Origin of the sequence: Aquimarina penaris (genome assembly GCF_040786285.1) — a bacterium.
GTDB lineage: Bacteria > Bacteroidota > Bacteroidia > Flavobacteriales > Flavobacteriaceae > Aquimarina.
In genome coordinates, this window is sequence record NZ_JBFMKQ010000001.1 from 124,785 (window position 1) to 142,427 (window position 17,643).

At 36.9% G+C, this 17,643-nt stretch carries 6 protein-coding genes; all 6 read left to right on the top strand.

Annotated features, from left to right (window positions below):
- Positions 1-6: 6 nt before the first annotated feature.
- The 6 genes from ABW637_RS00545 (at position 7) to ABW637_RS00570 (ending at position 16,822) form a co-directional block, all read left to right on the top strand.
- Positions 7-612 (top strand): TetR/AcrR family transcriptional regulator, encoded by a 606-nt coding sequence (locus ABW637_RS00545; RefSeq protein WP_367582669.1) that lies wholly within the window; start codon positions 7-9, stop codon positions 610-612.
- Entirely contained in the window at positions 609-1,958 is a 1,350-nt protein-coding gene (locus ABW637_RS00550) for a TolC family protein (protein WP_367582670.1), read from the top strand. Before ABW637_RS00545 ends, ABW637_RS00550 begins: the two co-directional genes overlap by 4 nt.
- A gap of 7 nt (positions 1,959-1,965) precedes the next feature.
- On the top strand, positions 1,966-3,132 hold the full coding sequence (locus ABW637_RS00555) for an efflux RND transporter periplasmic adaptor subunit (RefSeq protein ID WP_367582671.1): 1,167 nt from the start codon (positions 1,966-1,968) through the stop codon (positions 3,130-3,132).
- Between the two features lie 6 nt (positions 3,133-3,138).
- Positions 3,139-6,636, top strand: coding sequence for an efflux RND transporter permease subunit (locus ABW637_RS00560; protein WP_367582672.1), 3,498 nt, complete (start codon positions 3,139-3,141; stop codon positions 6,634-6,636).
- Between the two features lie 382 nt (positions 6,637-7,018).
- Positions 7,019-10,222: an RHS repeat domain-containing protein gene (locus tag ABW637_RS00565; RefSeq protein WP_367582673.1), complete on the top strand. Its 3,204-nt coding sequence runs from the start codon at positions 7,019-7,021 to the stop codon at positions 10,220-10,222.
- A gap of 12 nt (positions 10,223-10,234) precedes the next feature.
- A complete protein-coding gene (locus ABW637_RS00570; protein WP_367582674.1) occupies positions 10,235-16,822 on the top strand; it encodes a DUF6443 domain-containing protein in 6,588 nt (2,195 codons plus the stop codon).
- The last annotated feature ends 821 nt before the right edge of the window (positions 16,823-17,643 follow it).

The following is a 17,643-nucleotide window of genomic DNA, read 5'->3' on the forward strand; positions in this document are numbered from 1 at the left end:
CCCATAATGAAAGAGAAAATAGTAGAAAAAGCAAACGATATGTTTCTGAATCTCGGTTTTAAGAGTATCACTATGGATGATCTTGCTTCAGAAATGGGAATTTCTAAAAAGACCATTTATACTCATTTTCAGAATAAAACCAAACTTGTAGAAGCCACAACACATCATCTTTTTTGCAAAATAAATGATGGTATTAATGCTATTTTAAAAGAGAATCTGGACCCTATTGAAGAATTGTATGCTATTAAAACTTTTGTAATGCATCATCTTAAGAATGAAAAAGTAGCGCCGATTCATCAGCTCGAAAAATACTATCCCAAAATACATCAGGGATTAAAAGCTAAACAGTTTGAGGTGTTTCAGCAATGTGTGGTTGACAATCTTAGAAGAGGAATAGAAAAGGGGGTTTTTAGAAAAAACATAGATATCCAATTTATTTCAAGAATCTATTTTATAGGAACTAATGGTATAAAGGATAAAAACATGTTTCCAGAACAAATATTTCCGGTAACAAAACTTATGGATGATTACCTAGAATATCACATTCTGGGGATTACCACCGAAAAAGGACGTACAATTTTAAACAATCTTATCAAAGAACATCAAATATGAAAAACAACCTTTGGTTATTTTGTATCGGTTTGGTATTTACCGCCACAATACAAGGGCAACAACCGCCAACCGATTCTATTTATTCATTTACATTAGATGAAGCCGTAGAGTTTGCATTAGAAAACAGTTATCAATCTATAAACGCCAGACGTGATGTTGCAAAAGCATTAAAAAGAAAATGGGAAACGACCGCAGATGGTCTTCCTCAAATTGAAGGTAGTATTGACTATCAAAATCAATTAAAACAACAACCTCTATTACTTCCCTCTTTTGATGGTAGTGGTGGTTTTGATGAATTTTTTACTCCGCAACAACAGGCTTCGGCTACTGCAACGTTGCGTCAATTGATTTTTGATGGATCATATATAGTTGGCCTTGAAGCTGCGAAGAGTTTTTTACAGTTTAATAATGACTCTGAAGAAAAAGCACAGCTCGAAGTTCGCAAAAGTGTTATTAATGCCTACGGAAGCGTTTTGGTAGCTCAAGAGAGTGTAGCTATTCTTAAAAACAACGTTGCCACTCTTGAGAAAAACTACCAGGAAACCAAAAAGATTTTTGAAAATGGTTTGGCCGAAGAAGAAGATGTAGAGCAACTACAAATTACATTGCTGCAAATCACAAATCAACTAAGTAATGCAGAACGTTTAGAAAAAATTGCGTTACAAATGTTTAACCTAACCATAGGAGTAGATGTGGACTCAAACACAGCTCTTTCTGATGATTTAGATAGCCTGGCTATGAAAAATAGTGATCAATCGGTAACTACCAAGCCATTTATTATAGAAAACAATGTTGATTACAGATTGGCCTTTCTTCTTACCGAACAAAGAAGATTAGAGCTCAAATTAGAAAAAAGCCGTGCATTACCCAAACTTGAAGCCTTTATTAATTATGGTACTGCTGCATTCGATGATGATTTTGTGTTTTTTGATAGCGAGACCCGATGGTTTCAATCCTCTGTATTAGGAGCAAGTCTAAAGATCCCTATTTTTAGTTCTTTAAGACGTGGTGCCCGAAGTCAACAAGCTAAAATAGCTTTTGAGCAATCGAATACTGATTTTATTCAAGCGCAACAGGAGATTCAACTTCAGTATAATTCTACGTTAAGTGATTATAAACTCTCGTTGGAAAACTTTGACACTACAAAACAAAATTTGGCATTGGCAGAACGTATTGAAAAAAAGAACCAAATCAAATATTCTGAAGGTCTTGCCACAAGCTTTGATCTAAGACAAGCACAATTACAATTATATTCATCACAGAATGAAGTGTTAAACGCTATGCTTAACATTATCAACAAGAAAGCCGAACTAGAAACGATTTTAAATACACCTAATAATAATTAGTCATCTTATGAAAAAGATATTTACCATATTGCCTGCATTACTTCTTATCATTTCTTGTGGACAGAACAAGACAAAATCGATAGATGATATTGTACAAGAAGGTAATCTTGAAGCAATACGAACCAAAAGAACCGAGATTGTTAAAGAACAACAAACCATTGCAGATCAATTGAAGCAATTAGATGAAGCTATTGCAACCTTAGATTCTGTTAAAAAGCTTCCTTTAGTTACTACAATTATGGCTAAGGACACACTGTTTAATCATTATTTAGAACTACAAGGAAATGTAGAAACCAAACAAAACATAGTATTGTATCCAGAGATGGGTGGGATTTTGACAAAGGTATATGTGCAAAAAGGACAAAAAGTATCTAGAGGTCAGTTGCTTGCCAGAATTGATGATGGTGGATTGAGTCAACAATTATCCCAAGTAGAAGTTCAGGCTCAATTGGCAAAAACTACTTTTGATCGCCAAAAAAGACTTTGGGAGCAAAAAATTGGTTCAGAGATCCAGTATCTAGAAGCTAAAACAAATTTTGAGGCACAACAAAATGCTGTAAATCAAATCAAACGCCAGTTAGCCAAAACTACGGTAAATGCTCCTTTTTCTGGAGTTATTGATGATGTTATTACAGAACAAGGAAGTGTGGTCTCTCCTGGGCAAAATGCAATTATTCGTATTGTAAACCTAGACAATATGTATATCGAAACCGAAGTACCAGAGCGCTATATCCCCAATGTTACCGTAGGTAAAAGTGTAGAGGTTTATTTTCCGGTTCTAGGAAAAACAATCAATACAAAAATTCGTCAGGTAGGAAATTATATCAACCCTAATAATCGTTCATTTACTGTAGAAGTAGGGATCCCATCTAATGGGGGAACTGTAAAACCTAATCTTACTGCCAAAGTAAAAATTAACGATTATACGAATGAAAAAGCAATATTGATTCCACAAAGTATACTTTCAGAAAATGCAGAAGGTGATCAATACACCTATGTAACTTCAGCAAAAGACGCACAAAATATAGCAGAGGCCAAAAGGGTAATTGTAAAAACCGGAAAAACACAAGGAGATTTTATCGAAGTTTTAGATGGTATTAATAATGGTGATGCTGTGATTAGTGAAGGTGCGAGAAGTGTAAAAGATGGTCAAAAAGTGAAAATTCTAAACTAAGATTCTATGCAAGTCAATAAGAAAAAAGTAGATAAGGAATTTAGATTATCCTCATGGGCAATCAATAACCCAACGACTATCTACGTCATGATCGGGATCTTTTTAGTCTTGGGTTTATCGGCCTACTTTTCGATGCCAAGAGAAAATTTTCCTGAAATCAACGAAACTAAAATTTATATAAGTGTACCCTATCCGGGAAATACCGCAGAAGATATAGAACGATTAATTGTTGACCCTCTGGAAGACAAGCTAAAGAATGTAAGTAATGTGGTAGAAGTTCTTTCGACATCGCAAGAGGATTATGCCATTATTACCGTTGAGTTTGAAGAAGAACTTACAGTCCCCGAAGCCAAACAAAAGGTAAAAGACGAGGTAGACTCAGAAAAAGCAAACGAAGATTGGCCAACATTTAATGGCGCTAAAGTAGAGCCTAATGTTTTTGATCTTAGTATTTCTGAAGAAACTCCGATAATGAATATTAATATCACCGGAGACTACCCTGTAGATAAATTGAAAGAATATGCGGAATACTTAGAAGATGAGATAGGAGATTTACCAGAAATCAAAAAGGCAGATATTCGAGGTGCACAAGAAAAAGAAGTGGCTGTAGCAGTAGATATCTACAAAATGATGGCTGCCCAAGTAAGTTTTGATGATGTTATTAATTCGATTCGTAATGGTAATATGACCATGTCTGCAGGGAATATGATTGCCAGCGGACAACGTCGTACGATAAGAATTCTAGGAGAAATTGACAACCCGTCCCAACTTGATGAATTTGTGGTAAAATCTCAGGATGGTGCAGTATACCTTAGGGATATTGCAAAAGTAACTTTTAAGGAAGAAGACAAAACTACGTATGCCAGAGAATATGGAAAAAGCGTAGTGATGTTGGATGTAAAGAAACGTTCTGGTAAAAACATGATCGAAGCCGTCGAGAAAATAAATCTTATTCTAGACGACGCCAAAGAGAATGTGTTCCCACAAGATGTAACAATAAGTGTCGCCAATGATCAATCAGAAAAAACTGAAAATCAAGTAAGTGATTTAGTCAACAATATTATCTTCGGGATTATCCTGGTGGTTGGTGTATTAATGTTCTTTTTAGGATTTAGAAATGCACTATTTGTGGGATTTGCAATCCCTATGTCAATGTTTATGTCGTTTATGATTCTATCGTTACTGGGATATACCATGAATACTATGATCCTTTTTGCCCTGATTATGGGGTTAGGAATGCTGGTAGATAATGGTATTGTGGTCGTAGAAAACGTATACCGATTAATGGAAGAAGAAGGCATGTCTCGTATCGAAGCTGCCAAAAAAGGTATTGGCGAGATTGCATTTCCGATTATCATCTCCACCCTAACCACAGTAGCTGCATTTATACCATTAGGGCTGTGGCCAGGCGTTATGGGGCAGTTTATGATTTATTTCCCGATTACACTGTCGGTAGTACTGGGATCATCACTTTTTGTAGCCATTTTTATTAATTCTATGCTGGTTTCTCAGTTTATGGAAACCGGAGAAAAAGTACTTACTCGTAAACAATTAATACGATTAAGTATTATTCTGGGAGGAATGGGGATCTTTATTTTAATAGTGGGTGGACAAGTACGTGCTTTAGGAAGTTTAATGATTGTAACAGCAGCTATGTTTTGGTTATATCGATACGTACTAAAAGGTGCTGCTAATTTCTTTCAAAGAAGAATACTGGCATGGTTAGAAAACAGATACCAGCGCTTCTTGTCTTTTGCACTAAAAGGCTGGAGAGCGTATATGTTTACTTTTGGAACTTTTCTATTGCTTTTTATTGTATTTGCCATGTTTGGCGCATCTATCGGAAGTCAGCGTACAAGTGTAGAGTTTTTCCCAGACAACAAACCCAATCAGATTGTGGTGTATATCGAATATCCTCAGGGAACAGATATTGATAAAACCAATGCAATTACCAAAGAAATAGAACAACGTGTCTATGCGGTTGTAAATGATCGTGAATATGTAGAGGGTGAAAACTATAACTTTTTGGTAGAATCTGCAGTATCACAAGTAGGTGAAGGTGCCGGTAATCCGCAAACCGATGGAGGTAGCAATGCCGAGATGCCTCATCGTGCTAAGATTACTGCCACTATGCGAGAGTTTAAATATCGAAAAGGAAAAGATTCTGAAATCTTACGTCAAAAAGTACAAGAAGACCTTAAAGGAATTTACCCTGGTGTAGCCATTTCTGTAGAAAAAGATCCTGTAGGCCCTCCTGCTGGTTATCCTATTAATATTGAAATCGAAGGTCCGGATTATAACGAATTGATCAACATCGCAGAACAAATGCGAAACTTTATCAATGAAAAGAATATTCCTGGTATCGAAGAACTGAAAATAGATGTAAACAAAGGAAAACCAGCGATGCAAGTGGTTGTAGATCGCGAAAAAGCTGGTGAACTAGGTGTTGCCGCCGGCCAGGTTGGTAACCAATTGCGTCGTTCTATCTTTGGTGAAAAAGCTGGGGTGTATAAAAAAGATGGTGAAGATTATGATATTTATGTTCGTTTTAATGAAGAGAACCGATATAATACCAGTGCCCTCTTTAACCAAAATATTACCTTTAGAGATCAGGCTTCAGGAAGGCTAAAGGAGATTCCTGTGTCGGCAGTTGCTTCGCAAAAAAACACTTCATCATTTAGTGCTATTAAACATAGAGACACCAAAAGAGTGGTAACTGTATATTCTGGTTTACAACCCGGATTTACCGATGCAGGAGCTATTGTATCGCAGATACAAACCGAGATGGCAAGTTTCAAGAAATTACCTAGAGGTGTTAAGATAGATTATACTGGTCAGATAGAAGAGCAAGGCAAGCAAATGGCGTTCTTAATGGGAGCATTTTTTACGGGATTAGGGCTTATCATGCTAATTCTTGTATTTCAGTTTAGTTCTATTTCTAAACCTACGATCATTATGATTGCCATCTTTTTAAGTTTTATTGGTGTGTTTGGCGGTATTCTTGTTACCGGAGCATCTTTTGTAATTATGATGACCATGATGGGTATTATTTCACTTGCCGGTATCGTAGTAAATAATGGGGTGGTCCTCTTGGATTACACCCAACTACTTATAGATCGTAAAAAAGTAGAGCTTAATGTACCAGAAAGCGATTTATTGCCCAATGATGAAGTGATGAAGATCATTATTAAAGGTGGTAGAGCGCGTTTACGACCTGTATTGTTAACTGCAATCACCACAGTATTAGGATTAATCCCGCTAGCCATTGGGTTTAACCTGGATTTCTTCTCGTTGTTTAGCACTGGAGATCCTAAGATCTACTTAGGAGGAGATAATGTAATCTTTTGGGGACCCTTAGCATGGACCGTAATTTATGGATTGATTATAGCCACGTTCTTAACATTGATTATTGTACCATGTCTGTTCTTTATTGTAAACAGATTCAAAGTAAGATTTTATAAAAAGAAAGTTGTAGAAGTACCTGTTACGCCTGCAACCGCATAGGGATATGTAAAATTGATGAAAAAACGCCGCAAATTGCGGCGTTTTTTGGTTTAGTGTAGAATAGATTTTTAATAATTCTATTTCCTAATGTAATTATCAATGTGTTTCAAATCTCCTCTCCCAGTATGATTCCGGTTGTTATTTCCTTTTAAGTAATCCATAATCACAAACAAAAAGCACAATATCTAGCTAATTTTCAAGCACTTAAATCACAAGTTACTTACACGTTTTCACGGAATCGAGGGCACTACTTCTTGCCTAACCCTACCTATTGCTATTACATTTGACACAATTTAAGAGAACACAAATTGTCTTTGCACTCCAACGAAGTTTGGTTTCAAAAAATTGTAAATAATCAGTCAAATAATAAATAATTACTCTAATGAAAAAACAATTGTTATGGGTTATGAGCATAGTATATGCTGTAACTTTTGCCCAGGGTCCAATTGATATTCCACAAATATTTCCAGGTTCGCCAGAAGCTACTACACTAGGAAAATTTGGTGAAATCCCAGTTAACATGGCTATGGGGGTTGCCAATCAAACGATTCCTATCTATACCATTAAAGAAGGGGGTTATGAATTACCCATTTCTTTAAATTATAACTATACCGGTTTGCTTGTGGATGATATCCCCGGAATCACAGGTTTAGGGTGGTCATTAAGTGCAGGTGGCATTATCACCAGGCAGTTAAGAGGTAGGCCAGACGAAGAACCTAATGGATATATTGGAGATAATAGAATCGGATCAAATTGGGTACTCCCGTATGTAAATGATCAATTGCTATCGGTAGACAAAAATAGGTTTGAAGAGAACTCTGCCAGAGGAACCTGGGACACACAGCCTGATAAGTTTATGATTAGTGTGGGTAACGTTCAGGCAAGCTTTTATTTTGATGAAAATAAAAATGTAGTAATAAAACCTTATAAGCCTTATAAAATTGAAGTTATCAATGGGGATTTTGCACAAGGCTTTAAGGTTACCGATGATAGCGGAATACAATATTTCTTTCAATCTACAGAAACTACAAAGAGAATTCCTCCTATAGGAATAAATGATCTCGTTTCGACGCCTGCTTATGGATATATCTCTGGTTGGAAATTAACAAAAATACAAGTAACCAACAACAGAGTGATTACCTTTGGCTATACTGATTATTATCATACCCAGAGAGTATTTTCACAGTCATACACAAAATCAATAGGATCTGGAGGATGCGCGAACAACCTAAGAAAGTCTGAGGCCAGGTATGGTGTGTCCTCAAAAATAATCGAAAGTATATCTTTCACATTAGGTACGGTTAATTTCATTTCTACAAGGCCAAATACTACAACATTAAATCAATACTTAGCAAGATTAGATAAAATACAAGTTAAAGATTCTTTTAGTAAAGAAATATTTAGTCATGATCTTGCTTATGACAACAATAATAAAACAAGAAAATTATTAACAAGTGTAACGATCAATAATGATATTACAAACAAATACCAATTTCAGTATAAAGGAAGTCCATCGGATAATATAGCCTTTACCAGCCAAGATTTTTGGGGCTATGCCAATGCAAACAACACAGGAAAACTAATAAACATAGATGATTTATATGGTCCTAGAAAACCAAGTTTTGAACGAGGTTCAAGTGGCGCACTTCAAAAAATTATGTATCCCACCAAAGGCAGCACAGAATTTGTTTATGAACAGAACACCTATGATCCAGGGATAAATGGTGACGAATATGATGATTTTTATGATCCTCTAAATTCTCCATGTACTATTCACGACGAATCTTATAAAGCATTTGCCAATGCCTCGTATCCAAACGGAGGAAATGATTCTGAAACAAAAACATTCACCATTACTGAGGCTACAGCGGCGGATATATCTATTACAGTTACCAAAGCAGCTGTAGGAGGTAATGTTACTGCTAAAATTGTTGAAGTAAATACAACTACGGGGCTTGCTTGTGCTGATTCTAGCAATGTATATGACTGTGATCCAACAACTCCCTGTTATGTGGCTACCTTATCCTATGGCGGAGGATTTCTGCAACCAGGGCAAGTACTTACAAAAAGCTTTAACAGAAAGGTATATCTAAAACCTGGAACTTATAGGGTTTCTGCTTCGGTAAGTAATGCAGGTACTCATGATATAGGATCCTATGTAGAGGGATCAATAAACGTAAAAATTAATAGAGGAAATATATCACCCCCACAAGCGAGGTCGAGACCTACAGGTGGGATACGAATCAAAACAATTAAAAGTTGTCCTGATAATGATCCGGCAAACTGCATTACTAAGGAATATGCTTATGAAAATGCTGAGGGTATAAGTGAAGGACTCTTATTTAGACGAAGAAATTTAACTACCTATGATTATGGCTCGTCATCCTTAGATGGTGGAGGCGTACTAACTTGTGTCTACAGAAGTTATTCAAGCTCCAGTAATTTGCCTCTGGGCTATTATATGGGTAGCCATATAATTTATAAACAAGTCATAGAAAAATTTACTTCGACCAATGGCAACAATGGAACCCGAAAATTAATTTTCAATCATAATATTCCTGCACCAATTTCTTTTCCATTTCCAATTAAAGATGATAATGCCTATAAAAATGGAAAACTCCTTAAAGAAGAAATTGCCAAATCAGATGGCACTCTGGTAAAAGAAACTGTGAATCATTATGATTTTAATGAACATCTAAACTTTAACCGAAGAGTATATAGTGTAAAAGTTGGTCAAAGTGGATTTAATTATCAAGGCCCTGGAAACTATGTTACTAATATTACAACCTTTAATGCGAGTAGTAATGTCGATAGGTTAATCCAAACTGCGGTCACAGATCATTTTAATAGTACTAATGTGTACACTCAAAATTTTTACAGATACAATAATCCTCAAGGTCATATAAAAGAACAGGAAATTATCAGTAGCAATAATGAGAAAAAGATCAGCAAATATTTCTATCCTTATAATTTTAATACCACTATAGCAAATAGTTTATCAAGCCTGAATAGGATTTCTTCTCCAATTGAAACAAAAGTATTTGAGGATCAACAATTGCTAAATACCCAAAACTATGACTATAAAAATTGGGGGAGTAACATATTTCTCCCTGAAATCGTCAAAACGGCCAAGAAAAATGATACTCCAGAACCTAGACTAACCTATTACGACTATGACAATTTTGGCAATCCACTAGAGGTTTCTAAAGCCGATGGAACGCATATTGTTTATATCTGGGGGTATCAACAACAATACCCAATTGCCAAGATAGAGAATACCACCTATACTGAAGTATCTGCTCATGTTGCCGGCATACAAACCAAATCCAATGCAGATACAGACAGGACAATAGGAAATACAGGCAAAGAAGGAGCTTTAAGACAATCGTTAGATGATTTAAGAAATGCTCTGCCAGATGCCCTTGTTACCACCTACACCTATGACCCTTTGATTGGGGTAACAAGTATGACCGATCCACGTGGCTATACGATGTACTATGAGTACGATAATTCTAATCGTCTGGAGTATGTAAAAGACGATGCAGGGAAACTGATTTCAGAAAACAAATACGGGTATAAAAACTAATTTTTAGGAAAGATGATACAAATTAATAGAAATAAATTATTCTATATAGGAATCCTATTACTTTTAATAAGCAATACAGCACATGCCCAATTTGGTGATTTACCAATAGGGGATGATGGATTATTATACTTTGATGGCGATGGCGATGGGTACGGAAAAAATACTGATTTCATTTTTAATGATGGAAACCACCATCCGGGATACGTAAATGTATCAGGGGATTGTAATGATTTGGATCCGCATGTATATCCGTTTGCTCCTGAGATATGTGATGGAAAAGATAATGATTGTGATGGTAGTATAGATGAGGTTCCTAAACCTGGTATGCCGTCATCCGTTTCGGTAGCCAATAATTGTGGACGTAGTATTCTTACTCGTGGCAATCCTCCAGGTGGTATTACCTGGTACTGGCAAAGCAGTGCTTCAGGTACAAGTATGGGAAATAGTGCAAAAACGTATACACGTACTTCGGGTAGTGTGTTTTATTTACGTGGAAGGAACAATAGTACTAGATGTTGGGGTTCAGCCAGAAGCGTGAGCTATACTATTAAAGCAAAGCCCAGTATGCCTGCAACACCATCTATTGCTACTTATTGTGGTAGTACAAGATTAACGCGATACAATCCTCCAAGTGGGATTACCTGGTACTGGCAAAGCAGTCCTTCGGGTACCAGTACAGCAAGTTCTTCTGTTAGCATAACGCGAACTAGTGGTAGTGTGTATTACTTAAGAGGAAGAAACAATAGTTCGGGATGTTGGGGAGATACTAGAATAGTAAATTACAGTATTAAAACTGTGCCATCAAAACCAGTAATAGATAAAGTAGTTAACAACTGCGGGAATAGTGTCTTAACCCGAAAGAACCCACCGGCTAATGTTATTTGGTATTGGCAAAGTAATGCATCAGGAACTAGTACCACTAATTCTTCTGCTTCGATTACACGAACTAGTGGTACTTCTTATTATTTAAGAGCTAAACATAAGAATGGATGTTGGGGGCCAAGCTTAGCAGTAGGGTATAGTATTAAAACTATCCCTGCTATGCCTACTCTTCCAAACGTTACGAATAACTGTGGTAGTAGTGTCTTAACCCGAGGTAACCCACCTAGCGGAATCACCTGGTACTGGCAAGGTAGTGGGTCGGGTACCAGTACATCTAACTCTAGTGTATCAATTACTAGATATTATGGTAGCAATTATTATCTAAGAGCTAGAAATAATAGCACAGGGTGTTGGGGTAGTGCTAGATATGTGCCCTACACTCTTAAAACTATTCCGGTTCAACCTACTGCGCCAAATGTTGTAAATAATTGTGGGAATACAAAATTAACACGAGCCAATCCCCCAAGTGGGATCACCTGGTACTGGCAAAGCAGTGCTTCGGGGACGAGTACTTCGAATTCAGGTGCAACCCTTACTCGTGAAGGCGGTAGTGTTTATTACCTTCGTGGAAGGAATAACAGTACCGGATGTTGGGGTTCCTCTAGAACCATAAATTACAGTATCAATTATCCTCCAGGTGTCCCAACCACACCATCAGTAGTGATGAATTGTGGAAACACAAAATTAACACGAAGCAATCCACCTAGTGGGATCACCTGGTACTGGCAAAGCAGTGCTTCGGGGACGAGTACTTCGAATTCAGGTGCAACCCTTACTCGTGAAGGCGGTAGTGTTTATTACCTTCGTGGAAGGAATAACAGTACCGGATGTTGGGGATCATCCAGAACGGTAAATTACAGTATCAATTATCCTCCAGGTGTCCCAACCACACCATCAGTAGTGATGAATTGTGGAAACACAAAATTAACACGAAGCAATCCACCTAGTGGGATCACCTGGTACTGGCAAGGGAGTGCATCGGGGACGAGTACTTCAAATTCAGGTGTAACCCTTACTCGTGAAGGCGGTAGTGTTTATTACCTTCGTGGAAGGAATAACAGTACCGGATGTTGGGGATCATCCAGAACGGTAAATTACAGTATCAAATATATTCCGGCAGTACCTTCAGCGCCATCGATAGCGACTAATTGCGGAAACACAAAATTAACAAGAGCCAATCCACCTAGTGGGATCACCTGGTACTGGCAAAGCAGTGCCTCTGGGACCAGTACGTCGGATTCATCAGCAACTCTTACTCGTACAGGGGGTAGTGTTTATTATCTACGTGGTAGAAACAATAGTACGGGATGTTGGGGATCTTCTAGGACGGTAAATTATAGTATTAAATACATTCCTACTCAACCTACTCTTCCAAGTGTTGTTAATAACTGCGGTAGTAGTGTCTTGACTCGAGGTAATCCACCTAGTGGAATCACCTGGTATTGGCAAAGTAGTGGATCGGGCACCAGTCTTTCTAACGCTAATGTATCAATTACCAGATACTATGGTAGCAATTATTATCTAAGAGCTAGAAATAATAGCACAGGTTGTTGGAGTAGTGCCAGATATGTGCCTTATACCCTTAAAACTACTCCAATCGTGCCAACTAGACCAAGTGTTACAAATAATTGTGGAAATAGTGTCTTGACTCGAGATAATCCACCTAGTGGAATCACGTGGTATTGGCAGAGTAGTTCATCAGGCATTAGTACAACTAACTCTTCTGTTTCAAAAACGTTAACTAGTGGTACTACTTATTATTTAAGATCAAGAAACAATACTTCTTTATGTTGGGGACCAGCAGTAAGTGTTGGATATAGTATTAAATCTGTTCCTACAAAACCAGTACTTGATAGGATAACTAATAATTGTGGAAATAGTGTCTTGATCCGAAAGAACCCACAGACCAATGTTACTTGGTATTGGCAGAGTAGTTCATCAGGAACCAGCACTGCTAATTCTTCAGCTTCGATCACACGAACTAGTGGTACTGTATATTATTTAAGAGCTAAACATGATAACGGATGCTGGAGCACTATTACCCCAGTAAATTATAGTATCCAACAACCTACTCTTTGGTATGCCGATAGTGATGGTGACGGATTTGGAGATCCCAATACTAGCCAAAATGCTTGTGCACAACCTGTAGGATACGTAGCTGATAATACCGATCAATGCCCGGGAGTATTTGGAGCCAATGGTGGTTGTAACGATACACCATATGATCAAGTCACGATCAGTGATGAAAATTATGTCTTTACCCGAGTATATCAAGAGGGGATGGAAACTCCAGATGCGATTACTGCTAACAAAGATGTAATAGAAAGTATTACCTATTTTGATGGATTAGGAAGACCCAAACAACAAGTTGGGATAAAAGCTTCACCAGATGTCAAAGACATTGTGACTCATCTCGAATATGACCAATATGGCAGGCAAGCCAAACAATACTTACCTTTTGAGCGACAAAATGGAGCATTAGGAAGCTATGCAGCTGTTGACGTTAATACCAACATTAATAGTTATTATTTAAACACGTATAATGATGATTTCCCTGGGATCACAGACCCTGCTTTGGTGAATGCTTATTCTGAAAGTGTGTATGAGGCTTCACCACTTAACAGAGTACAAGAACAAGGCGCACCGGGTGCTGCTTGGAAAGCCAACCATAATAGTAATGCAGATCATACCATTAAGTTTGATTGGGATGCGAATAGCACTAATGAGGTAGTGTATTTTAAGGTTGATTTTACTAATGGGAATACCGAAACTCCTATCTTAGTAAAAGATGGATACTATGTAACTAAACAGCTCTATGTGACCATCACCAAAGATGAAAACTGGACAGATGCAGATGGAGACAATCATACTACCAAAGAATATACCAATAAGCAAGGACAGGTCATCTTAAAAAGGACCTACAATGCAGGTGACGCTCATGATACCTATTACGTATATGATGATTTTGGGAATCTAACATTCGTATTGCCTCCTAAAGAAAATACTACCAACAGTATCTCTGATACCGAGCTTACCGAACTATGTTACCAATATCGTTACGATCACAGAAACCGATTGATCGAAAAGAAAATCCCAGGAAAAGATTGGGAATATATCATTTACAATATCCTGGATCAACCGGTACTTACACAAGATGCCAATCTCAGAGCAAAAAACCAATGGCTCTATACCAAGTATGATGCTTTTGGTAGAGTGGCCTATACCGGGTTGACAGAAAATGGCAGTACAGTAGCTTTGTTACGTATTAAAGCGGGTTCGTCTACATATGGTTATGAGACCTATGAGACTAAAACGACAACTCCGATAACTATTGCAGGTACAGAAGTGTATTATACTAAAGAGGCCTACCCGGTGAGTAGTTATAGAATACTAACGATCAATTATTATGACGATTATGAGTTTGATACAGCAGGGATCATAAAACCGGGTACGGTCTACGGGGTAGGCACCACAGATCGTACTCGATCCTTAGCTACTGGAAGTAAAGTACGTGTTTTAGGGACTAATGACTGGATTACAACGGTTACGTACTATGATGCAAAAGCACGACCGATCTATGTGGCCAGTAAAAATGAGTACTTAAATATTACAGATATTGTAGAAAATAAACTGGATTTCGCAGGTAAGGTATTAGAAACCAAAACCACACATACCAAAGATAGTAATGCTGCTATTGTAACCATAGACAAATTTGAATATGATCATATGGGTAGGGCACTAACTCAAACACAAAAGATCAATGATCAGGATGAAGAACTCATTGCGGCAAACTCTTATGATGCTTTAGGGCAATTGACGTCTAAAAAAGTAGGAGGCACTTCGACTGCGCTCAGTGCAAGCTTACAGACTGTAGATTACACCTACAATGTTCGAGGATGGTTAAAATCAATCAATAACGGCTCTACTGTTGGTGGAGATCTTTTTGGCTTTGCCATTGATTATAACAGTGGTACTACTCCACTCTATAATGGTAATATATCAAAAACCTCATGGAGAACAGCCAATGATAACGTAACCAGAAGTTATGAGTATACCTATGATGCATTAAATAGAATTACCAGTGGTATTAGCAATGATGGCAGGTACGACCTGAGCGAGATATCTTATGACAAAATGGGGAACATTATGTCTTTAAGCCGAAATGGTTTCCAGAGCGCATCAAGTTATGCTAATATGGATATCTTAGATTACCATTATGATTTAGGCAATAAACTTGTAAAAGTATTGGATACAGGAAATAAAACCTATGGGTTTAGAGATGGTACCAATACCAACGATGATTTTGAGTATGATGAAAATGGTAATATGATTATAGATCGTAACAAGGGTATTAGCGAGATTACCTATAATCATCTAAACTTACCAGAGACAGTTTCGATCTCAAATACAGAAGATACAGGAACTATTTCTTATATTTATGATGCCACTGGAGCGAAATTGAAGAAGATCGTCACCGAGGGAAGTTCTTTAATAACCGAGTATGCTGGTAATTACGTCTATAAAAATGGAAATCTTGAGTTCTTTAATCACGCTGAGGGATATATAGAACCTGTCATTGCGAGTGGTAGCTCGGCAATCTCATCGTTTGATTATATCTACCATTACAAAGATCACTTAGGAAATATCAGATTGTCATATAAAGATGCGAATGGCAATGGAACCATAACCCAGGATGAAATTATAGAGGAGAATAACTATTATCCCTTTGGTTTGAAGCAAAAAGGATATAATGAAATTATAAGTCCTCATACAAATGGCACGGCACAGAAATTTAAATTTAATGGCATTGAACATGAAGAAGCTCTAGGAGTAGATTGGTACGAGATGGATCTAAGAAAGTATGATCCTGCAATTGCTCGTTGGACTTCTATCGATCCTGTTACACATCATTCAATGTCCCCATACGTAGCATTTGATAATAATCCTGTTTATTGGGCCGATCCTAGTGGTGCGGATGGAGAAAGCAACACCTTTTTTAAAAGTAAGTTTCTAAACCAAAATGGAGGGCTTTGGTCTGATATATTTGGCGCAAACAATGGAAACTCCTTAGATACTAGTAATTCATCTTCTTCCGATTCAAATGACAATAACGATTCAAATAGTGGTTGTTGCCAAAAACCAAAGCTTATAGTAAATGGGAAGGAAGTTGATTTTAATGAAGATCAGTCAGGCCTCTCATTGAGTGAAATTGGGAATGATGAAGTTGAAGAAGTTCTGAACGAAATGATAGGTCTTCAAGAACATGTTAATACCGCCGTAACCTCCATTACTTGGATTACAGGAGCTTATTCAGCAGAATCCTTAAGGGATATAGAAGCATTCAAAGATTGGAAGAGTTTTGTTAAATCGCTTAAGAAACTAAAACATAAAAGTACTTATAGAAATTTACTTAAAGGTAAAAATCTTAAAAAGCTAAAAAAGGCATCTGGAATGGCCATAATCGGAACCTATTTCAAAGAGATTATAGGTACAAATGCTGATATAATTGCTCAAGGTTGGACAGAGGTTTTGGCTAAATATTCATTCCATCATTCTGTTACAGACTACAAAAATGCACAAGGAATTTACATTGTTAATCAAGTAAAAGTAACACCAGGTAATCCTAGAATGTTTATACCTACAATTACTCATCAAATATTACATGTTTATGACAAAAGTTCAAAAAAGCCCCTCGGATCTATTGAAACTATTAGGTGAAAAATGGGACTTCTTAGTTTTTTTATTAATCCTGTTAGTGAATTTATTCTATTTCAAAGTCAGTAATTTAAAGTGTAAAATAGAATTAATGAGTTATTTAACAGAAAAATGGTATATACTCTACATAATAGCATATATAGTTATGCCTATAGTTTTTGGGAAAAAGGTTTTAAAAATACTTATTGCATCATTATTAGTTTATGATATAGTTTACATATTTTGTCTATTAAATCATTGAAAAGTGCAATGATATTCGAACTCGGGTGTAGTATGCGCTAACCAGATCGCGCGGAAATGTTTTCCGGGCTGCATATAAGTAAACAAATAAAACAAAAGCTATGATTATATAATCATAGCTTTTTGCTTTATGGATACTACAATACCAATTAGGCCTCTGTTGAGGGATCGTAATTTGCACAGTTACTAGTGCAGTTTTCTATAACCAGATTATATTACCTAGTTTAAAATAAGTCGATTTTATGCTAACTTATTTTTGATAATCCGCTCTTCGAAGTATGTGCTCTGCGAATGTCTGTGACTTCGCAGCAACACACTATTATAAAGAAGAGCAAAAACATAACAGCAGTTTGTAACTGCTAAACATAAGCACAAAACAGTCATGTTAATTGAAAATATGGCTGTTTTTCATTGGCAAGGGGTCACTGCGAAGTTGCAAACTTCGCAGAACCAGTAAAAAGTATAATTTGCAATAGAACTAATTAAGTAGAAAGGCCAGATGGCGAGGATTTATACCTTAAATCCGTGCTGCACATGAGTAAGTAAATAAAACAAAAGCTATGATTATACAATCATAGCTTTTT